This is a genomic window from Flocculibacter collagenilyticus (assembly GCF_016469335.1).
Lineage (GTDB): Bacteria > Pseudomonadota > Gammaproteobacteria > Enterobacterales > Alteromonadaceae > Flocculibacter > Flocculibacter collagenilyticus.
In genome coordinates this window covers 1,431,403-1,452,239 of sequence record NZ_CP059888.1, presented here as the reverse complement: position 1 = coordinate 1,452,239, position 20,837 = coordinate 1,431,403, and the positions used below count along the sequence as shown (strand labels likewise).

At 39.9% G+C, this 20,837-nt stretch carries 18 protein-coding genes and 2 pseudogenes; 7 read left to right on the top strand and 13 right to left on the bottom strand.

The features are described 5' to 3' along the window. The first annotated feature begins 344 nt into the window (after positions 1-344). Positions 345-854 carry a SulA-like leucine-rich domain-containing protein gene (locus HUU81_RS06440; RefSeq protein WP_199611423.1) on the top strand — a complete coding sequence of 170 codons (510 nt, stop codon included), beginning with the start codon at positions 345-347 and terminating at the stop codon, positions 852-854. A 201-nt stretch (positions 855-1,055) separates the two neighbouring features. On the opposite strand, the gene fba is transcribed toward HUU81_RS06440, so the two are convergent. The 9 genes and pseudogenes from fba to HUU81_RS17415 all read right to left on the bottom strand — a co-directional run. After that, positions 1,056-2,093 (bottom strand): class II fructose-bisphosphate aldolase, encoded by a 1,038-nt coding sequence (fba, locus tag HUU81_RS06435; RefSeq protein ID WP_199611422.1) that lies wholly within the window; start codon positions 2,091-2,093, stop codon positions 1,056-1,058. Positions 2,094-2,229: 136 nt separating this feature from the next. Beyond that, complete coding sequence (locus tag HUU81_RS06430) at positions 2,230-3,411, bottom strand: phosphoglycerate kinase (RefSeq protein ID WP_199611421.1); 1,182 nt, start codon at positions 3,409-3,411, stop codon at positions 2,230-2,232. A gap of 92 nt (positions 3,412-3,503) precedes the next feature. Beyond that, positions 3,504-4,523 carry an erythrose-4-phosphate dehydrogenase gene (gene epd, locus HUU81_RS06425; protein ID WP_199611420.1) on the bottom strand — a complete coding sequence of 340 codons (1,020 nt, stop codon included), beginning with the start codon at positions 4,521-4,523 and terminating at the stop codon, positions 3,504-3,506. A gap of 71 nt (positions 4,524-4,594) precedes the next feature. Next, on the bottom strand, positions 4,595-6,586 hold the full coding sequence (gene tkt, locus HUU81_RS06420) for a transketolase (protein ID WP_199611419.1): 1,992 nt from the start codon (positions 6,584-6,586) through the stop codon (positions 4,595-4,597). 285 nt (positions 6,587-6,871) lie between these two features. Next, on the bottom strand, positions 6,872-8,440 hold the full coding sequence (locus HUU81_RS06415) for a DUF3369 domain-containing protein (RefSeq protein WP_233520585.1): 1,569 nt from the start codon (positions 8,438-8,440) through the stop codon (positions 6,872-6,874). Positions 8,441-8,757: 317 nt separating this feature from the next. Further along, entirely contained in the window at positions 8,758-9,168 is a 411-nt protein-coding gene (locus tag HUU81_RS06410) for a type 2 periplasmic-binding domain-containing protein (protein WP_233520584.1), read from the bottom strand. Between the two features lie 10 nt (positions 9,169-9,178). Continuing rightward, a complete protein-coding gene (locus HUU81_RS06405) occupies positions 9,179-10,339 on the bottom strand; it encodes a porin (RefSeq protein ID WP_199611418.1) in 1,161 nt (386 codons plus the stop codon). Positions 10,340-10,533: 194 nt separating this feature from the next. After that, positions 10,534-10,638 (bottom strand): annotated as a pseudogene (locus HUU81_RS17600) (SEC-C metal-binding domain-containing protein); the annotation flags it as partial. A gap of 75 nt (positions 10,639-10,713) precedes the next feature. Further along, positions 10,714-11,256: pseudogene (locus HUU81_RS17415) on the bottom strand (YecA/YgfB family protein); the annotation flags it as partial. Positions 11,257-11,497: 241 nt separating this feature from the next. Between HUU81_RS17415 and metK the strand changes: the two are divergent. Together metK and pyrC are read left to right on the top strand one after the other, a co-directional pair. Further along, positions 11,498-12,649, top strand: coding sequence for a methionine adenosyltransferase (metK, locus tag HUU81_RS06395; protein WP_199611417.1), 1,152 nt, complete (start codon positions 11,498-11,500; stop codon positions 12,647-12,649). 98 nt (positions 12,650-12,747) lie between these two features. Beyond that, complete coding sequence (gene pyrC, locus HUU81_RS06390) at positions 12,748-13,782, top strand: dihydroorotase (protein WP_199611416.1); 1,035 nt, start codon at positions 12,748-12,750, stop codon at positions 13,780-13,782. Between the two features lie 49 nt (positions 13,783-13,831). Here the strand turns inward: pyrC and HUU81_RS06385 are convergent, their stop codons facing one another. The 3 genes from HUU81_RS06385 to HUU81_RS06375 form a co-directional block, all read right to left on the bottom strand. After that, entirely contained in the window at positions 13,832-14,281 is a 450-nt protein-coding gene (locus HUU81_RS06385; RefSeq protein ID WP_199611415.1) for a globin family protein, read from the bottom strand. A 140-nt stretch (positions 14,282-14,421) separates the two neighbouring features. Beyond that, positions 14,422-15,429: an ABC transporter permease gene (locus tag HUU81_RS06380; RefSeq protein WP_199611414.1), complete on the bottom strand. Its 1,008-nt coding sequence runs from the start codon at positions 15,427-15,429 to the stop codon at positions 14,422-14,424. Further along, positions 15,429-16,313, bottom strand: coding sequence for an ABC transporter ATP-binding protein (locus HUU81_RS06375; protein ID WP_199611413.1), 885 nt, complete (start codon positions 16,311-16,313; stop codon positions 15,429-15,431). The genes HUU81_RS06380 and HUU81_RS06375 overlap by 1 nt, the downstream gene beginning before the upstream one ends. Before the next feature lie 229 nt (positions 16,314-16,542). Here HUU81_RS06375 and rsmE point away from each other — a divergent pair, with 229 nt between their 5' ends. Continuing rightward, on the top strand, positions 16,543-17,289 hold the full coding sequence (gene rsmE, locus HUU81_RS06370) for a 16S rRNA (uracil(1498)-N(3))-methyltransferase (RefSeq protein ID WP_199611412.1): 747 nt from the start codon (positions 16,543-16,545) through the stop codon (positions 17,287-17,289). Positions 17,290-17,309: 20 nt separating this feature from the next. Here the strand turns inward: rsmE and HUU81_RS06365 are convergent, their stop codons facing one another. Beyond that, positions 17,310-18,446 carry a serine hydrolase domain-containing protein gene (locus HUU81_RS06365; protein WP_199611411.1) on the bottom strand — a complete coding sequence of 379 codons (1,137 nt, stop codon included), beginning with the start codon at positions 18,444-18,446 and terminating at the stop codon, positions 17,310-17,312. A gap of 235 nt (positions 18,447-18,681) precedes the next feature. Between HUU81_RS06365 and gshB the strand changes: the two genes are divergently transcribed. The 3 genes from gshB (at position 18,682) to ruvX (ending at position 20,832) form a co-directional block, all read left to right on the top strand. Next, complete coding sequence (gene gshB, locus HUU81_RS06360) at positions 18,682-19,647, top strand: glutathione synthase (protein ID WP_199611410.1); 966 nt, start codon at positions 18,682-18,684, stop codon at positions 19,645-19,647. Between the two features lie 124 nt (positions 19,648-19,771). Next, positions 19,772-20,329, top strand: coding sequence for a YqgE/AlgH family protein (locus tag HUU81_RS06355; protein WP_199611409.1), 558 nt, complete (start codon positions 19,772-19,774; stop codon positions 20,327-20,329). Between the two features lie 56 nt (positions 20,330-20,385). Continuing rightward, the gene (gene ruvX, locus HUU81_RS06350; RefSeq protein ID WP_199611408.1) at positions 20,386-20,832 is read left to right on the top strand and encodes a Holliday junction resolvase RuvX; all 447 of its coding nucleotides are present in this window, start codon (positions 20,386-20,388) and stop codon (positions 20,830-20,832) included. Positions 20,833-20,837: the final 5 nt, after the last annotated feature.

The window sequence follows — 20,837 nt, the reverse complement described above, 5'->3', positions numbered from 1 at the left end:
AAAATTAGTTGATTTAATTAACGATGTCTATGCCTTTTTCTAATAAAAGGATGCCAATCCACAGCATAGTTAGTTGCGAGTATTGCCGAGTCAGGACATAGAGCAGTCGGCCAGCATTGCGAATTCAAACAATACCTAATCATCAATCACAAATATATAAAGCCAACAATTATGGCTGAAGAATTGAGATTTATACCAGACTAGGGGGTTTTATAGTTGGAGAATTCACCGAAGCTTTTTGAATTAAGAGCAGCGAAACAGTAAAAAATAGCTTGCACACAACAACTGTATGAACTACTGTATATATACTGTATTTTTAAACAGTGTTTCAACTGGAGCTATTTATGAACGTTGTAGAACATAACAATAATAACAACTGTAATATCAACTGTGAAAATAATCAGCATTCGTTATCGAATGGCATAGCAACAAACAATGTAGTCCAACTCATTAAAGTTGAAGATGAGCTATCCGCTACATTCGAACTGATCAAAATAGTAAAAAAGCACGCTCACTCTAAAAAATGGACACTATTGATAGCTCCTGAGCATGTGCCTAGTAAACAGCTATTAAACAGCTGTAGCGTGAACTTTGAGCATGTATTAGTTATTCACGAAAAGCAAATAACCAACAAATTAGACGTGATCCGTAATGCACTTAAATATGGTACTTGTAGCGCAGTTGTCACTTGGATGGATGTGTTTACCACAGACATGCTCAACGAATTAAATCACCTAACAAACGCGTCAAGCTGCGCATTTTACGCACTTAATAAGCAAACAGTGCCAATCAGCAACGGACCTATTCATACTCATACAGTGACCAACAGCCACTCTATAGCGCAGACATGCTGATGCATTGTCGTCAAATCAATCAGAGTTTCAGGTAGACAACAAAAAATTGCCCGGGGCGCAGCTATTTTGCTTACTAATTTTTTAGCTGCGCCTCTTTTTAATTGTTCTTTGCCGTATGCAAGCCATAAAAAAACCAGCACATAATGTGCTGGTTTTTTTCACTTCTATTATATGTAGTAATGACAAGCGCATACTTGTAATTTACTTATAAAAGCTAACCATTTTTTCTAGTGAAATTGGTTTAATTTTAGACGCATTACCGCTAGTACCAAATGACTCATAGCGTGCTTTAACAATTTCGTACATTGCTGTAGTGGCTGCTGATAAATATTTACGTGGATCAAACTCGCTTGGATTTTCAGCTAAGAAGCGGCGGATAGCACCTGTAGAAGCTAAACGTAAATCAGTATCAATATTTACTTTACGTACACCATGCTTGATACCTTCTTGAATTTGCTCAACCGGTACACCATACGTTTCAGGGATTTCGCCACCAAATTGATTAATAATTTTTAACCAGTCTTGTGGTACTGAAGATGAACCATGCATCACTAAATGCGTATTTGGAATACTTTCATGAATCGCCTTAATTCTATCAATAGCAAGAATATCGCCTGTTGGTGGGCGAGTAAATTTATACGCACCATGCGATGTACCACATGCAATTGCTAAGGCATCAACACCTGTTTTTTCTACAAAATCTTTCGCTTCTTCAGGATCAGTTAACATTTGCTCTTGGCTTAATGTACCTTCAGCACCTATTCCGTCTTCTTCACCTGCTTGACCCGTTTCTAATGACCCCAAACAACCAAGCTCGCCTTCTACAGAAACACCACACGCATGCGCCATTTCAACTGTTCTGCGGGTTACATCAACATTGTACTCGTACGATGATGGTGTTTTACCATCTTCCATTAACGAGCCGTCCATCATTACAGATGAAAAGCCTAATTGAATTGAGCGTTGGCAAACAGCTGGTGATGTACCATGATCTTGATGCATTACTACTGGAATATGTGGAAACTCTTCAGTTGCCGCTAAAATTAAATGACGTAAGAATGGGGCTCCAGCATATTTTCTTGCACCTGCTGACGCCTGAACAATTACAGGGCTATCAGTTTCGTCTGCCGCCTGCATAATGGCACGCATTTGCTCTAAATTATTAACGTTAAAAGCAGGGATCCCGTAGCCATGCTCAGCAGCATGGTCTAGCATTTGACGCATTGAAATTAATGCCATTGTTGCAACTCCTAGTTGTTTTAATGTTGATACTTTAAATGTAGGGTAAAAGTATCTTAATAATATTTGCGCGCAAATATGCGCTTAAAATAAATTGTTCTTAACTTCTTATTACCTAGGTGCTTACCCAAGTAAATTATTTCGCTGCGCGCTCTTCGAGTATAGCAACCGCAGGTAATGTTTTACCTTCTAAAAACTCTAAAAACGCACCGCCGCCAGTCGATATATATGATATCCGGTCAGCTAAATTGTACTTATCGATGGCAGCTAATGTGTCACCGCCACCAGCAATAGAGAATGCATCGCTTTGGGCTATTGCATTAGCAATAGTTTTGGTGCCCTCACCAAACTGGTCAAACTCAAATACGCCCACCGGACCATTCCACACAATTGTGCCAGCAGACTTTAAAATCTCTGCCAAGTAGTTAGCCGACTCTGGACCAATATCAAATACCATGTCGTCACTTTCAATATGTGAAACAGGCTTAATACTTGCCGCAGTCGTTTCTGAGAACTCTTTACCGGTAACAACGTCAGTTGGTACTGGAATTTCACCATTATTTGCTTGTGCAGCCTGAGTTAAGCGCGTTGCGTCTGAAACTAAATCAGCTTCATAAAGTGATTTACCCACATCATGACCTGCCGCAGCAATAAATGTATTTGCAATACCGCCACCAACAACAAGCTGATCTACTTTACTAGAAAGTGATTCTAACACCGTTAGCTTAGTAGACACTTTTGAGCCACCCACAATTGCTACAAGTGGGCGTTTAGGGTTCGCCAAAGCTTTTGATAACGCATCTAATTCGGCTGCTAATAACGGGCCAGCACAGGCTACATCGGCATATTTTGCAACACCATGAGTTGAAGCTTGAGCACGATGAGCAGTGCCAAATGCATCCATTACAAATACATCACACAATTGTGCATATTGTTTTGCTAGCTGATCATCATTTTTCTTTTCACCAGCATTAAAGCGCACATTTTCTAGTACTACTAATTCACCCGCTTTTGCATCAGCAATTCCGTCTAAGTAATCACTTTGCAATGATACTGGCACATCTAACGCAGACGCTAAATAATCAACCACAGGTTGTAATGAAAATGCTTGTTCAAATTCACCCTCTGTTGGACGACCTAAATGAGACATCACCATCACAATTGCACCTGCATCTAGGGCATGTTGAATTGAAGGTAATGCCGCACGAATACGTGCATCTGAGGTTACTTTGCCGTCCTTAATTGGCACATTTAAATCTTCTCTAATTAAAACGCGCTTGCCTGATAAATCTAAGTCAGTCATCTTAATTACGGTCATGATTATTCCTTTGAGTTATATAATTTTATAGGGTTTAATTTTTTATTATTTGCGCTTTTTATTACGCCTTTTATCACGCTTTGTTTTGGTCGTTATGAATTGTGCACCTTCATAATCGCCATTGTGGTGTCTAACATTCTATTGGCAAAGCCCCATTCGTTATCACACCACACTAATAATTTAGCTAAATGTTTATGGCTCACTCGCGTTTGCGTACCATCAACAATGGCAGAGTGTGGATCATGATTAAAGTCAACCGACACCAATGGCTCTTCGGTGTAACCTAGAATGCCTTCTAAGCGTTGATTTTGCGCTTGTTTAATTGCGTCATTCACTTTTTCAATGCTTGCATCAGATTGAAGTGAAACACTCAAGTCCATTGCTGTCACGTTAACAGTGGGCACACGTACCGAGATTGCCTCAAAGCGGCCAGCGAATTTAGGCATAATACGCTCTATTCCGCGCGCTAATTTGGTATCCACAGGAATGATAGACTGACTTGCTGCTCGGGTTCTTCTTAAATCTGGATGATAGGCATCAATCACTTGTTGATCATGCATGGAGGCATGAATAGTAGTAATTGTGCCGCTTTGCACACCGAAAACATCATCTAAGGCTTTAATAACTGGAACAATACAGTTAGTTGTACATGAGCCGTTAGAAATAATGCGATCCGCTTTCGTTAATTCTTGATCGTTAATACCAAAAATAATAGTTGCGTCTACATCGTTATCCGCAGGTTGCGAAAACAGTACTTTTTTAGCGCCATTGGCAATATGCTGCTCTGCGTGCTCACGACTGTGATAAACACCTGTGCATTCAAGCACAACATCAACATCATACTTATCCCACGGTAAAGCGGATAAATCTTGATGGGCTAATAATGGAATTGAGTCACCTGCAACAATTAAGTTGTTATGTTCAAGTTCAACTGAAAAGGCGAACCGCCCATGAGAGGTATCGTATTTTAATAAGTGCGCAATCCCTTCTGGTTCCGCAAGCTCATTAATAGCAACAACACGAAACTGATCATTCTGACCACTCTCATATAGTGCTCTTACAATATTTCGGCCAATACGACCAAAGCCATTAATGGCAATATTTATAGGCATTCAAAAAGTCTAATACTGTTTAACATAGCGTTGATAAAAAACAGGCGACAATATTGCCGCCTGATTGACTGTTAAAGTAGTGCGAGTGATTTCTTCACCACATTTTCAGTAGTAATACCAAAGAACTCAAATAGCTCTCCAGCTGGTGCTGACTCACCGAAAGTAGACATACCTACAATCGCACCATTTAAACCAACATATTTGTACCAGTAATCTTCAATAAGAGCTTCAACTGCAACCCTAGCAGTAATATTTGAAGGTAGTACACTTTCTTTATACTCAGCGTCCTGCGCATCAAACACATCTGTTGAAGGCATTGATACCACACGAACGCGTTTATCTTGTTCACGAAGGATTGCAGCCGCTTCCATCGCTAAATGCACTTCTGAGCCTGTTGCAATCAAAATTAATTGTGGATTTTCATCATCACTTAAAATGTAACCACCACGCTTAATATTTTCTACTTGCTCAGCTGTACGTTCTTGCTGCGGTAGTGCTTGTCTAGTAAAGATAAGCGTTGTAGGACCATCTGTACGTTCAATCGCAGATTTCCAAGCCACTGCTGATTCAACTGGATCACACGGTCTCCAGTTATCTAGGTTTGGCGTTACACGTAATGCAGCCACTTGCTCTACAGCTTGGTGTGTAGGGCCGTCTTCACCTAAACCGATTGAGTCGTGGGTGTATACAAAAATAGCGCGTTGCTTCATAAGCGCAGCCATTCTCACTGCGTTACGCGCGTATTCCATAAACATCAAGAATGTTGCACCGTAAGGAACAAACCCGCCGTGAAGCGCAATACCATTCATCATGGCAGACATACCAAATTCACGTACACCGTAAAATATGTAGTTGCCGTCTGCATCTTCTTTAGTTAACCCTTTCGCGCCGTCCCAAAGGGTTAAGTTAGAACCAGCTAAGTCAGCAGAACCGCCCATAAACTCTGGTAATAACGGGCCAAATGCATTTAAACAGTTTTGCGATGCTTTACGCGTCGCAATTTTTTCAGGATTCGCTTGGAGTTTTTCAACGTACGCTTGAGACTCTTCTGCCCAGTTTTCAGGTAATTCACCACTGGTTCTGCGCTTAAACTCTGACGCTAATTCTGGGTGCGCTTCAGCATACTGTGCGAATAAATCATTCCACTTAGCTTCAGCCGTTTGCCCTGCTTCTTTCGCATCCCAATCAGCATAAACGTCTGCTGGCACTTCAAACGGCGCATGGTTCCAGCCTAAAAATTCACGTGCTGCTTTAATTTCTTCATCACCTAGTGGTGCGCCATGACAATCGTGGCTGCCTGACTTATTAGGCGAGCCATAGCCAATTACTGTTTTAGTACAGATTAACGTTGGTTTGTCCGTCACTAAACGCGCTTCTTCAATAGCAGCTTTTACTGCATCAGAATCATGGCCATCTACATCACGAATTACGTGCCATTGGTAAGATTCAAAGCGTGCAGGAGTGTCATCACTAAACCAGCCTTCTACTTCACCGTCAATTGAAATGCCATTGTCGTCCCAGAATGCAACTAATTTGCCTAACCCTAGCGTACCCGCTAGTGAACAAGCTTCATGTGAAATCCCTTCCATCAAACAACCATCACCTAAAAATACATAAGTGAAATGGTCAACAATATCAAAATTAGGACGGTTAAACTGTGCAGCAAGTGCTTTTTCAGCAATAGCCATACCTACCGCATTGGTGATGCCTTGGCCTAATGGACCTGTGGTGGTTTCAATACCTGGTGCATAACCATATTCAGGGTGGCCTGGTGTTTTTGAATGTAATTGACGGAAGTTCTTAAGCTCTTCAATTGGAAGATCATATCCCGTTAAATGCAAAAGCGAATAAATCAACATTGAACCATGACCATTTGATAGTACAAAACGGTCACGATCAGCCCAATTTGGATTAGTAGGATTGTGGTGCATATAATCACGCCACAGTACTTCGGCTATATCAGCCATCCCCATTGGGGCGCCTGGGTGGCCTGATTTTGCTTTTTGAACAGCGTCCATACTTAGTGCACGTATTGCATTTGCATTTTCTTTACGAGATGGCATTTTGACTCCAACACACAGAAACACAATCATTATTATCGAATGAAATGATGTGTTTTAAGTTATAAGAATTCTTGTAGAAAAGTGGCGGTATTTTCGCTTAATCAGAAAGCTTAATCAAATAAATATCACAAGATTAATCGACTAAACTGTAAACTTTCTAGTAAGTCGTGTTTTATATATCAATAACAGTATATAAAACACGACTTATAAGTATTTGGAGTAGAGAAAAGAAAGATTAGGTGTATCTACGATAACAACATAATACAGCCAGATAATACAGTCAGGCTATCGATTTTCTAAATCACCGGTTGCGATTTCCATATCAGGATCTGGAAATGCGTCTCGTATCGCTAAAAATTCGTCTAGATTTTCTAGCAAAATATCAACTAATTCTGGATCGAAGTGTTTTCCTTTTTCTTTTTCTAGTAAATCGAGAACCTTTTCCAAAGGCCAAGCAGGCTTGTAACAACGGGAACTGGCCAGCGCATCAAATACATCAGCTAATGCGGTAATTCGACCGACGATATCAATATGCTTACCTTTTAACCCCAAGGGGTAACCGCTACCGTCGTACTTTTCATGGTGCTGCTGCGCTATTTTAGCGCCAAGTTGCAAAATTTCATTTTGTGATTGAGACAAAATGTCGTAACCCAACTGTGCATGGGTTTTCATCACCTCCCACTCTTGCTCGTCAAGCTTTGCGGGCTTATTTAAAATTTTATCTGGGATCCCTATTTTTCCTACGTCATGCAACGGCGATGCAAGTTTTATTTGCTCTGATGTGTACTCACCTAACCCTATATATGTTGCTAACATATAACTGTAGTTCGCTACGCGCTTAACATGACTACCTGTTTCTTTTGAGCGCCTTTCTACTGCTTCCCCAAGAATATAACTTAACTCTTTTTGCGAAGACTTCACCACTTCACGCATGCGAATATTGTCATACGCCACAGCTATATTGTTGGTAAAAAACTCAAGAATGTCATGCTCTTCCGGTGTAAGCTCATCACCATGACTAACATAAAGTAGATTCTCCAGCCCTTTTCTTGTAATAAAGTAGCCAACAAAATGCTCTGGGGAATGGATTGAACATCGCTCATTATGCGCCCTAACAAACAACTCATTAATTTCAGAAGGAACGCTTGCCTGACTTACGTCTTCAACCGACTCGTCTGATACTGCCAAAATATCTAAATCTAACACGTCAGGTTTATCGGTTGCACTTACCGCTGCACAGCATAAAATTTTGCGATCGCTAATGCCCAGCACATTTGCGACTTGCGACAATACTGCAGAGGCAAATTCAGTAATGGTATTACAATCTAAAAAGTTGATGGTAGCGTTGATAATGCGCTCTAAACCCGTTTTGTGCTTTTCTATTGTCACAATATCTCGGTATGAGCGCAGGGTTGAAAACATGAGTGTGGTTAATTTTCGATCTGTTAATTCAGTTTTATGCTTATAATCATTGATATCATACTCTCTAATCACTGAAGACTCTGGCGCTTCTCCGGGTTGCCCTGTACGCAAAACCAAGCGAATGATGTGATCATTCAGATCTTTTCGAATATATTTAATTAAATCTAACCCTGCATGAGACGTTTCCATCACAACATCAACAAAAGCAACACAGAAATCATGTTGTTTAAGTAATTCTTTAGCCTCAGCCGCAGAGTGCGCGCTATAAAAGTCTAAACGCCTATCATCTAACTGAAAGTCGTTTAGTACTAATTTAGTAATTTCGTGAACGTCAGGTTCGTCGTCAATAATCAACACTTTCCAGGCGGGCTTGGAAAATAGCATTTCTTCAGGTTGGCTATCATCGTCGTCACAAAATAAAAAGTCTGACACGCTACACTTCTCCTAACTGTTTGATAATACGATTATAGACCTTGATTCACACCTAGGGGGAAATACAATCTAAAATTTAAGAAAGGCATATTTAGCAGTATAGTCCAGCTAATAAAACTAGCCATTGTTGCACCAAAAAGCTGATAAAAAAGAAGAGACTAAAAACGCTCGTTTTGTAAGAAAAAGCTGTAATGCTTCACCCAACTATATGCTATTTAAAACTGCCAACATCTGATGCTATCTAACCAATACGTACAACAGTATTGGTTAGATTACACGTATAAGAGAGCTAGCGAGTAAACACATTAAATACAAGTTTAAAACTTACCTAACACCTTCACGTCACCCGTTACTTTGTCACTAGAAACAAAGCCAATCATGCTTGGATTGGTACTAATTAGCTTGATCATTTCCTCTTCGCTATCCATGGCTCTTGGCGGTGTACCCTTTCCAGTAAAAACCAGTTTTGACCAATATGCTTTAAGTTGACTGGATGATTTATTCAGCACATTCTTATTAAACTCTTTAGTTGTATCGCTTGACTCAGCCAAGCTGATAGGCACAACTTGGCTGCCATCTGGAAACGACTTTGCTTTACCAAGAAATATTCTTGATATAGCACCTTCATCCATTGTATTAGCATTAGATGGGTGAACGATAACCGCAACTTCAGCAAATACTGAATGACTAATTAATGCAGCAAATATGAGTGGAATTGATTTTTTCACAATTTTCCCCTTAAAAAACAAAGTCAAAACCAAAAGTAACAACTGTTACGTCACCATCACCGTCAGGATCACCTTTAAATACAGGGTTTGGCTCTAAGGTAAATGGGTTATAGCCTGTATCGTCAAACTTAGATATTTCAACTTTAAATGCGACGTTGGTCATGAAGTCATAGCGTAAACCAATTGCGGTTGTATCGTGCGACTCCCAAGGCTGATCTAAGTCAAACTTAGAGTATAAAAGGTAGGCTTGAAATTCGTCCCAGCGGTAATCAATACTGGCAAAATAAGACTTATAAAATGGCTTATACTTGTTGTATTCCGCAAAAAACGAAAAATCACCTAGGGAGGCTTTTACGGATACATCAAAAAACGAAATGTCATACTCTGTATCCGCTGCAACCAATAAATCGCCATTGCTATCAACTTTCCCCGTAGAGCTCGGATAAGTATTATTTAAACCTACTATTGGCGCTAACCATGCAGGCAAATGTCGTGTTTCAAACATCTCACCTTCAACATAAGAGCTTCGAATTACAAAGTTGTTCATGTCAAAGTTAACAACAACGCCTAGTAAGTCTTCAAAATCTCTATCTATTTGATCTGGAAATAAATAGCTCATTAACTCAACATCGTCGTTTTTTTCTTGACCGTACAAAAATGTTAAATCTAAGGTGTAATCGCTAATACTAAAGCTTTTTAGATATCGAATACCGTTGTAATTTGTTACATCTAACGAATAGGTATCTGAAGGGATCCTTACCCAAGGGTAAGCATAGCCAACATCCATAAATTCAGAGAAGTGATAAACAGGTACTCTCATTCGCCCTATTTGCACCGCACTTGTGTCGGTTATATCGTAGGTGAAATATGCCCAGCCAATTTCTGTATCAAAATCGTTTGCACCGCGCATAAGTAACTGTGTTGTGGCAGACATTTTTTCATTAATTCTGCCAGTTATTTGTATTCCCAGCCGTGTTTCTTGGCCAAAGTCGAGATCACTGTCTTCATAGATGGCTAAATTGGGGTACTCCGCAATATAACCATCACCGTCTACAACACTCGCTCCTATTACAGAACCAAATCCATTAATGGATATTGAATCTGAAATATTTGCATAAGCCGGAACTACCATAGAAGAAAGCAATACAGTGGTAAATATGTTCTTTCTCATATAACCCTCGGTTTTTATAAACGCTTTATTGTCACTGCATGTAAATTGCTTGAAACTTCGTACAAAAGTATAGTTTACATTTAGTTACTCGCCACTTATATCAACCGTTATGTGTTTGTTTCTCCTCAGTCTTGTTAAACACATGTACTTCCTTGTTCCTAAAACCTATATGAATATTGGATGATGTGCATGCACTAATGCATCGCACAGCACTTTTTATATTTTTTTCCGCTACCACAATGGCATGGGTCATTCCGTCCTATTTTCTTGTCACTGCGTACGAATGTTTCCATTTGATCTGGCAAAAAGTCCACTAAGCTATCGGCCAGTGCCACATACATAGCCAGTGCCTGCGGCAACGTTTCGTATGCATCCTGTAGATTATCTCTTAGCTGGCTTCTACTATCTTTCTCTGCGTCTTCAAGTGCTAACGGTATATCAGCAAACGTAGCAATAAGTGAAAGTAGACCAACTAAATCCTCCTCCATGCTCGACTCCGCGACATCTTTATATTGTTCTGATGCTCCCCCCCACGCTTTATTCCAGGTAGGCTCAACAAATGTGTGCCCCAATAACATACCGTTGCACCAATCTGACAACTCATCATTAGACTCATCTGCACCTTTAAACGTACATGCAGGAGGTAACGATATTTCTCCCTCACGTTGTTGATTTGCATAAAAGTGAAATAAACTCATTAAACAACTGACCAACTGTTCTGCCTGCTCTTCAGAAAGGCTGGAAGAGTGCTGAAATACGCATGCCATCCATTCATTTGGGGTGGGAATTTCTGGTGAACTCGCTATCGCAAAAACAAACCCATGAATTTGATAATAAGGCCGTAACTCATTATCAAGTTGCAAACACAACGTGCGTAGCGTTTCTTCCTGATGCTGATCAAAATGCTGTAATGTCATGACTTAACTTCCTAAAATATGCTTATTTACAGCATAACAATAGTTACTCTGTTGTTGCTACACCCTTTACTTAAACGCAAGTTATTCTATATATATTAAGGATGTAAAAAAGAGCTAAATAAAAAATAGCCGTCCAGACGTAAAATTTTACTAGGAAAAAACACCCACTTTGCATTAAAATTACCCCTTTATATTATTTGAGCGCGATATTGCGCAATTAACAACTTAGAAGATGAGGCTCATGGCAAGACATTTATTCACTTCTGAATCAGTATCTGAAGGCCATCCGGATAAGATTGCAGATCAAATTTCTGACGCAGTACTAGACGCAATTCTAGAGCAAGACTCAAAAGCACGTGTAGCGTGCGAGACGTATGTTAAAACTGGTATGGTGATGGTTGGTGGTGAAATTACCACTAGCGCTTGGGTTGATATTGAACAAATTACCCGAGACACCGTTCGTGAAATTGGTTATGTGCATTCAGATATGGGTTTTGACGCCGATTCGTGTGCAATATTAAATACTATCGGTAAGCAATCTCCAGACATTAACCAAGGTGTTGACAGAACAAGCCCAGCCGAGCAAGGTGCAGGTGACCAAGGATTAATGTTTGGTTATGCGTGTAACGAAACAGATGTATTAATGCCTGCGCCTATTACTTATTCTCACCGTTTAGTAAAACGCCAAGCAGAAGTACGTAAAAATGACACTTTGCCATGGTTACGCCCAGATGCAAAATCTCAAGTTACTTTTGCTTACGAAAATGGTAAACCAGTTGGTATTGATGCCGTTGTACTTTCAACTCAACATTGCGACTCTATTGAGCAAAATGACTTAATTGAAGCTGTAATGGAAGAAATCATCAAGCCCGTTCTTCCTGCCGACTTATTAAACAAAGAAACTAAGTTCTTTATTAACCCAACAGGTCGATTTGTAATTGGTGGCCCAATGGGTGACTGTGGTTTAACAGGCCGTAAAATCATTGTTGATACCTATGGTGGTATGGCAAGACACGGTGGCGGAGCCTTCTCAGGTAAAGATCCATCAAAAGTTGACCGTTCAGCAGCATACGCAGCCCGCTATGTAGCTAAAAACTTGGTTGCAGCAGGTCTAGCAGATAAAGCCGAAATTCAAGTTTCTTACGCGATTGGGGTTGCAGAGCCAACTTCAATTAGTGTTGAAACATTTGGCACTTCTAAAATTGATGAAGATAAATTAATTACGCTAGTGCGCGAGCATTTTGATTTACGCCCGTACGGTTTAATTCAGATGCTTGATTTAGAGCGCCCTATTTACCAACCAACAGCTGCTTACGGACACTTCGGCCGCGAAGAATTTCCTTGGGAAGCAACTGATAAGGTTGAAGCATTAAGAGCATCAGCCGGACTGTAATTATCATGTCTGCTTTTAAATAAATTAAAAATGCCAGTCTAATGTAGACTGGCATTTTTTTAAGCGTTAAATAATTCCTTAAATTAGCAAGGTTTAATATGACTGAAATAACGATTCAAGCGCCTGACGACTGGCACTTACATTTTAGAGATGGTGATATTCTTGAAGAAACAGTAGCAGCGACAGCACGTTGCTTCAAACGTGCCATTGTAATGCCAAATCTTGTGCCTCCTATTACCAACGCAACAAGTCTTAGCGCATATAGGCAACGTATTTTAGATGCTCGACCTTCAGGTAGTGATTTTGAACCTTTAATGACCATCTATTTAACTGACAACACAAGTGTTGAAGACATTTTAGCTGCCAAAAACGCAGGTGCAGTTGCCGCTAAACTATACCCTGCAGGTGCAACCACCAATTCTGACTTAGCTGTTACAGAGCTTGATAATATTTTTCCAGTATTTAAAGCCATGGCAGAAAATAACATGCTGCTGTTAGTGCATGGTGAAGTAACAGACAGCCACATTGATATTTTTGATCGTGAAAAAGCGTTTATTGATAAACATTTACAACGAATCGTTGATGCTTTTCCAACGCTAAAAGTGGTGTTTGAACACATCACTACCGAAGACGCCGTTAATTTTGTCATGCAAGCGTCAGATAATGTTGCTGCAACCATTACACCACAGCATTTAATGTTGAATCGCAATGATTTATTGGTAGGTGGTATTCGCCCACATAACTATTGCTTGCCTGTTTTAAAGCGCAATACTCATCAACAAGCACTAAGAAAAGCAGTAGCAAGTGGCTCGCCTAAATTCTTTTTAGGTACCGACTCAGCACCGCATGAAAAAGATAAAAAAGAAAATGCATGTGGTTGTGCTGGCTGTTACAGCGCTTGGAGCGCACTAGAACTATATGCTCAAGTGTTTGACGAGCTAAATGCACTGGATAAATTTGAAGGATTTACTAGTCATCATGGCCCCGACTTTTATGGTCTGCCAAGAAATACGGGAACCGTAACCTTGGTTAAAGAATCTTGGACCATTCCAGAGCAAATTACGTTACCCAATGGCAATCCAATTGTGCCATTTTTTGCTGGTGAAACGGTTGCTTGGTCTGTAAAGAAGTAATCGCTAAAACCGAATATGAGCCAACCTAAATACCATCACATTGGGTTATTTAGTGTTGGCTTTCTTTCCACGTTAAATAACTATTCGTTGAAGCGTGTGCCCCAGCAAGCATAACGTTTTGAATATGCCCATATGCCTCAGCCCAAGCAGATTCAAGCTCATCATCAAACGTCTCTGCTCCTAGACCTTGTTCCAACGTGTAAAGTAAAGCTTGTGCAACGGTGTCATAATCCTTGTCTTGAACTTGATAAGCTAGATGGCGCCGCCCTAACAACCATATCTCAGCCTCTAACTTCTCAAACTGCGCTAGTCCTTCTACAACCGTGGTTAACATAGTCATCAGTTTTACGCCTTGCTCGTCCATATCTGTGCTGAACAATGCACGAAGGCTGCTATCTAACTCGAATAATCGCGCATAAAATATTTCGCTAGCCTGTTTAGAAATGGGAACAACTTGTTGCCATGAAGCTTGAATGAGTTCTATTTGTCTTGGTGTCATTTCAACAGATATCCAATTAGTGCATTTATATCAGTATAGATACCTACAAGTACCTATTACAGTGTAGCTGCAAACTGAAAAACCGCTATATCTTCACCCTAGCCGGTACACTGTAAAAACACTATCACGGCAACGACGAGTTAACGGCCGTCACCTTCCCAGCGAAACAAAACCGCGGCTAACCCGGTAAACAGTACTGTCATTCCAAGCAAAACCGTAACATGATATTGAATATCAATTAAACTATCGCCATTACTCATTACCGCTCGAGCGCCCTCCACTAAATGTGTAAGTGGCAAAAACTGCGCAATAATGTGTAAAAAACGTGGCGCCCCCTCAAGCGAAAACCACACGCCAGATAGAATCATCATTGGCCAAGTGGCCATATTTAATAGGCCTCCTGTTAACTCCTCACTTCTACTTCGCGAGGCCAGTAATAAGCCAAGGGCAATCATTGCCAACGCTCCTAAAATAGTAATAATCAGCAAGTCAAAGTAGCTACCAATCATGTAGAAATCGAACACTAAGTCACAGCCCACATAAATAATTGCGACAATCGCCAACACGATGAGCAAACGCGAGAAAACTTGTGCACTGATAAATTCTAAAGCGCTTAACGGCGTTGCTTGTAAACGCTTCAGTACTGAGTTTTTACGATATCGAACAATCACATAGCCAACACCAAATAAACAACTAAACATCATATTCATGCCTAAGATACCGGGTAGCACCCAATCTAAGTATCTAATCTCTTTACCTTGGGTGGCAATTCGCTGGTATTCAGGCTCAGCTTGTAGCAGTAACTTTTCAACAATGTAGCCTTGTGGCGATGTTTCGTTAATCCAGTATTGGCCCTCGCTAAAATTAACTAGCAAATCTAAACTGTGCTGCTGCAACTTTAACAGGGCTTTTTCTTTGTCTTTATATGTAACAAAGCTAATGTATTTGGTGCTTAAAAAAGTACTTTTATTTGAATATCCATCGGCTTGAACAATACCAACTTTATATTGTGCTTTACCGTCACCTGAAAAAATAACAGCAAAACCCACAACAAGTAGAATAGGAAAAATAATATTCCAGCCTAATGACGCTTTGTCGCGCCAAAACTCTAAATTTCTAGCATAAAAAATAGCCCAAAAGCGTTTCATTAAGCGTGCCCTCCCAAGCCATGCCCTGTTAATTTGATAAATAAGTCATCAAGGTTTGCTGATTTAACGTGCAGGCTTTCTAATGAAATACCTTTCTTAAGTAATGTGGTTATTGTTTGTTCAACATTATCTGAGGTTATTTCAATAAACCCCTCATGTTTTTGATAGATTAAATCTGAAAGCTGCTCAGCATTGATATGCTTATCGGACAAACGGATAAGCGCACCTGAAAAGTGTTCCGCTAACAAGTTTTTAGGGGTGTTATGCGCAATGATTTCGCCCTGCTCCATAATCACTATATCGTCACATAAGTATTCAGCTTCGTCCATGTAATGCGTAGTAAGTACAATGGTTTTGTTCTGATCTTTTATGCGTTTAATTAAATCCCAAAATGAACGTCTAGCGTGTGGGTCTAAACCCGTTGTCGGCTCATCAAGAAAAATTAATTTAGGATCATTTACTAAAGCTAAAGCAAGTAATAAGCGCTGCCGTTGTCCACCTGATAATTTACGATGGTCTTGATTCAAAATTGGCTCTAGATTACATAAATGAATGAGTTGATCTAATGACATCGTTTTTGGGTATAAAGCAGCAAACATTACCAACGTTTCTTTTACTGTTAAGTAATCTTGCAATGCAGTATGTTGGAATTGAATGCCTAATTGCTGATATAAAGATTGAGTGGCAGGCTCACCAAAAATAAAAATGTCGCCTGATGTTGGCTTAACAATACCTTCTATCATTTCTAGTGTGGTTGTTTTTCCCGCACCATTGGGGCCTAACAAACCAAAGCAAATGCCTTCGGGTACTTCAAAACTAATGTTATTCACCGCTTGTAAAGGCGGATAAGATTTAGACAAGTTTTTAACTTCTAATATAGGCATGAATGTTTACAGTCCTGTTCGCAAACTGAATAATACGCCCGTGGCAGGCAATGTTTATAAGCTAAACACGCGTTTTTATATCTACGCTAAGCAAAGCTTTTACAACTATACATAACTGCTTGTAATACTTAAACAAGGTAAGCGCGATAAACCACACTTTTCAAATGGAAAATTACAAGCCTCCTTGCTATGATCGCCGTTAATTCATCACTGTTAAAAAGCTTATTACATGCGCGCACCAAGAATATTTCACCCTGAAGCCATTCAATTAAACCAACCTACTACTTTGACTGACGATGCTGTTGGCCATGTTGGCAGAGTATTAAGGATGAATGTAGGTGATCACATTCGCTTATTCCATAACGCTAACACCTTTAGTGAATCGGGTGAGTTTTTAAGTGAAATCGTAGAAGTTTCAAAAAAGAAAGTGGTTGTAAAACCTATTGAGTTTATTGCGAACGACGTTGAGTCACCCTTAACGATTCATTTAGGTCAAGGCATATCACGCGGTGACAAGATGGAGTTAACCATTCAAAAAAGTGTTGAGTTAGGCGTGACTGAAATCACGCCACTCTTTAGTGAGCGTTGTGGTGTAAAGTTATCCGGCGAGCGGCTAGAAAAAAAGCTTTCACAGTGGCAAAAAATTGCAATTAGCGCATGCGAACAATGTGGCCGTAATGCCATCCCTGTGATTCACCCTCCAATGCAATTTAACGAGTGGGTAAGCAAAAACACAAACGAGCTAAAATTAAACCTTCACCCTCGCGCCAAAGACACTATTAAAACCATTGGTATGCCAAACCATGGCGTGCGATTTTTAGTGGGACCAGAGGGAGGACTGTCAGAATCAGAAATCGATCTTGCAAGCGCCCAAGGTTTTAAAGAAATACTTATTGGTCCCCGCGTGCTGCGTACCGAAACTGCTGCGTTAACTGTAATTACTGCGTTACAGGTTCAATACGGTGATTTAGCCTAATCGCCGATAAACATTAATGTTTAAATAAACTTACCACTACGATGTTTTTTTATTACTCGATTTAAAAACTCAGTGGTAAGTTCATTAATTAACCCCGTGCCAGCATTAATCGTAATACTTAATCCTATATTTAATCGCGGAAGCACTACAATATCGGCTCGATAACCTTCTACCCAACCGCTATGATAAAAAACTTGTTCACCATCATAGTCGTAAATACGCCAACCCAACCCATAATGTGCATCTTTCAGTTTTTTCTTCCATACTCGGCGTTTTAATTCTTTTTTAGTTTCGGTAAGTGCCGTTGTCTGGCGTTGTAGTGTTTTGTCAGAAAGCACATGTGGATATTCGCCAAGCTGCGCTTTAAGCCATTGCACCATGTCCGATGCACTGGCATTAACACCAGCAGCAGGAGACACTTTGTAATAATTAGGTTTTAACTTGGTGGTCACCCACTTCCGATTTCTAACCTGTACATGTGGATGAGCGTAATTGTCATCTTTCACCATGTCTTGATAGCCAATTGACGCGTATTGCATATTAAGTGGCTTAAAGATGGTCTCTTTAATCCATGTTTCATAGGGTTTACCTGTACTTCTTTGGGTTACCTCACCAATTAAGCTAAACATCACGTTTTGATAGCCATAGCATTTACCCGGTTCACAAATTGGTGAAACATCCATAAGCTTGGTTACAATATCCGGATAACTCATTCTAGATTCGATTAGATTGTCATATGCATTAGGCACTAACCCACTTGAATGGCTTAATAAGTGATACACCTTCAGATCTTCGGCATATTTTCCTAACTTAAAATCAGGAACATATTTTGTGATGGGATCGTGTAGTAAAAAAGAGCCATTGTTGGCCAATTTGCTAGCTAACGAACCTGCAAATGTTTTAGAAACAGACGCTAAACGAAAGCGTGTATTTGCGGTGACTTTATTCCCGCCTTTCATTTTAGTTTTACCTAAACCTAGCGCAACCGAGCTATATTTAGGGTTGACTACTGCCACAGCGGCACCGGGAATATTCTTACTTTTTATTTTTGTATCAACATGATGAATGTAAGAATCTACAAAATGAGTCCAATTATTAGGGCTAGCATAAGTGCTCCATGAACACAGAAATACTGCCAACCAACCACAAAAACGCATTACAAACCTATCAATCTTTTTCTTATTATGCGCGGCATTGTAACACCATATTTATCTAAAGTAATTGCAGACAAAGGGTTTAAAAGTAGTGCATTAAAAGCTAACTTTTGGCTATTTCAACGCTTAGCTAACGTAAAGTTGAAAAAATTGCTCTATTTTTATCGCTAACTGATTGTATTTTAGAAAATAGCGCCCATATTTTACGGTTATACAATTCTTACGCAAAAATTACGTTATGACTATAAAACTCGGCATCGTGATGGATCCTATTCAGGACATCAATATAAAAAAAGACTCTAGTTTCGCCATGCTGCAAGAAGCACAACAACGTGGGTATGAGATTCATTATATTGAAATGAATGATCTGTTTTTAGACAACGGAATTGCCTATGCCGACACTAAAGGATTAAGCGTTCAGTACGATGAAGAAAGCTGGTTTGAATTTACCAGCCAACAAACCATTCGCTTATCAGATTTAAACGTTATTCTAATGCGTAAAGACCCGCCGTTTGATACAGAATTCATTTATGCCACCTACATTCTGGAACGTGCTGAATTAGAAGGCAGCTTAATTGTTAATAAGCCACAAAGTTTGCGCGATGCAAATGAAAAGTTATTTACTGCTTGGTTTCCAGAATGCGCAGCAGACACATTAGTCACGCGCGATGATAAAAAAATTCGTGAATATTTAGCCAAACATGGCGACGTAATTATAAAGCCATTAGATGGCATGGGTGGTGCGTCAATTTTTAGAGTAAAAAAAGACGATCCAAATGTTGGTGTCATTATTGAAACATTAACAAATCATGCCCAACGCTACACCATGGTACAAAAGTTTATTCCTGAAATTTCTCAAGGTGATAAACGCGTATTAATGATTGATGGTGAGGTCGTTCCATACACGCTAGCAAGAATACCAACCAAAGGTGAAACACGCGGAAACTTAGCCGCTGGTGGGCGTGGTGAAGCCAGAGAACTAACTCCTGAAGAGCGCGCCATTGCAGAACATGTTGGCCCAACACTAAAAGAAAAAGGGCTGATTTTTGTTGGATTAGACGTAATAGGTAACAAACTGACAGAAATTAACGTTACGTCACCAACCTGTATTAAAGAGATTGAAGCGGCATTCGACATTAGTATTACTGGTATGCTGTTTGACGCAATCGAAAAACGCTTAAGCGATAAAAGGGTTACGGGCTAATTGCCCATAAACCTACTTATTTTACCCAAAGCAGTAACAGATAATTACTGCTTACAAAGATAACCTACCGTATCGATTACTATATGCCATACTTAAGCAATTATTTATCATTAAGGCACTGTAAATGGACAATTTTGAAAACCATTTTTTGATCGCGATGCCTTCATTAAATGACCCGTTTTTTCATCGCACCGTTACTTATATTTGCGAACATAATAAAGACGGCGCAATGGGGTTAATTATTAATCAACCAACTAATTTAACCGTTAGCGAATTACTAGAACAAATTAAAATTGAAATAAACGACAAAACCCAAGCTGGTAAAGCCCCTGTTTTTAGTGGTGGCCCTGTTCAAACCGACCGTGGTTTTGTGCTTCATTCACCACAAGAATGTTGGAATAGCAGCCTACAACTCAGTGGTGATATTATGATCACCACTTCGAAAGATATACTTGCCAGCTTAGCATCAGAGCAAGGGCCAAATAAATTTCTAGTCACACTTGGTTATGCCGGTTGGGGCGCGGGACAATTGGAAAAAGAAATTGCAGAAAATTCATGGTTAACCCTACCCGCAGATTCTGAAATTTTGTTCGACACCCCAACCAAAGATAAATATGAAAAAGCCGCTGAAAAGCTCGGCATTAATATTTGGCAAGTTTCGAATGACGTAGGCCATGCTTAAATATATTATTCGTCAATAATTAGACCTAAGCTCCACAGATTAATGTAAGTAAACACATGACAAAGAAAAAGTTTAAAGAAAAAGGCCAGCGCACCGCGCTGGCTTTTGATTTTGGTACAAAAAGTATTGGCATCGCGGTTGGCCAAGAAATTACTGCAAGCGCAACTCCTGTTACTGCCATTAAAGCGCGCGATGGCATTCCCAACTGGGATGACATAGAAAAAATCATCAACGAATGGCAACCAGACGTATTAGTGGTGGGTCTACCGTTAAATATGGATGGCACTACGCAAGAAGTCACATATAGAGCAAAAAAATTTGGTAATCGCTTACATGCCAAATTCAAAGTGCCATTAGAAATGCATGACGAGCGCCTATCTACTGCTGATGCTAAAGCAGATTTATTTTCAACCGGCGGTTTTAAAAACTTAAGCAAAGGCAATGTAGACTCTGCTTCAGCATGCGTTATTTTAGAAAGCTGGTTTGAAGCCCAGTACAGTTAAATAAC

Bases quoted from the DNA above. Each gene is read 5' to 3' on its own strand.
- HUU81_RS06440 (WP_199611423.1), top strand. From the start codon at position 345: ATGAACGTTGTAGAACATAACAATAATAACAACTGTAATATCAACTGT.
- fba (WP_199611422.1), bottom strand. From the start codon at position 2,093: ATGGCATTAATTTCAATGCGTCAAATGCTAGACCATGCTGCTGAGCAT.
- HUU81_RS06430 (WP_199611421.1), bottom strand. From the start codon at position 3,411: ATGACCGTAATTAAGATGACTGACTTAGATTTATCAGGCAAGCGCGTT.
- epd (WP_199611420.1), bottom strand. From the start codon at position 4,523: ATGCCTATAAATATTGCCATTAATGGCTTTGGTCGTATTGGCCGAAAT.
- tkt (WP_199611419.1), bottom strand. From the start codon at position 6,586: ATGCCATCTCGTAAAGAAAATGCAAATGCAATACGTGCACTAAGTATG.
- HUU81_RS06405 (WP_199611418.1), bottom strand. From the start codon at position 10,339: ATGAGAAAGAACATATTTACCACTGTATTGCTTTCTTCTATGGTAGTT.
- metK (WP_199611417.1), top strand. From the start codon at position 11,498: ATGGCAAGACATTTATTCACTTCTGAATCAGTATCTGAAGGCCATCCG.
- pyrC (WP_199611416.1), top strand. From the start codon at position 12,748: ATGACTGAAATAACGATTCAAGCGCCTGACGACTGGCACTTACATTTT.
- HUU81_RS06385 (WP_199611415.1), bottom strand. From the start codon at position 14,281: ATGACACCAAGACAAATAGAACTCATTCAAGCTTCATGGCAACAAGTT.
- HUU81_RS06380 (WP_199611414.1), bottom strand. From the start codon at position 15,429: ATGAAACGCTTTTGGGCTATTTTTTATGCTAGAAATTTAGAGTTTTGG.
- HUU81_RS06375 (WP_199611413.1), bottom strand. From the start codon at position 16,313: ATGCCTATATTAGAAGTTAAAAACTTGTCTAAATCTTATCCGCCTTTA.
- rsmE (WP_199611412.1), top strand. From the start codon at position 16,543: ATGCGCGCACCAAGAATATTTCACCCTGAAGCCATTCAATTAAACCAA.
- HUU81_RS06365 (WP_199611411.1), bottom strand. From the start codon at position 18,446: ATGCGTTTTTGTGGTTGGTTGGCAGTATTTCTGTGTTCATGGAGCACT.
- gshB (WP_199611410.1), top strand. From the start codon at position 18,682: ATGACTATAAAACTCGGCATCGTGATGGATCCTATTCAGGACATCAAT.
- HUU81_RS06355 (WP_199611409.1), top strand. From the start codon at position 19,772: ATGGACAATTTTGAAAACCATTTTTTGATCGCGATGCCTTCATTAAAT.
- ruvX (WP_199611408.1), top strand. From the start codon at position 20,386: ATGACAAAGAAAAAGTTTAAAGAAAAAGGCCAGCGCACCGCGCTGGCT.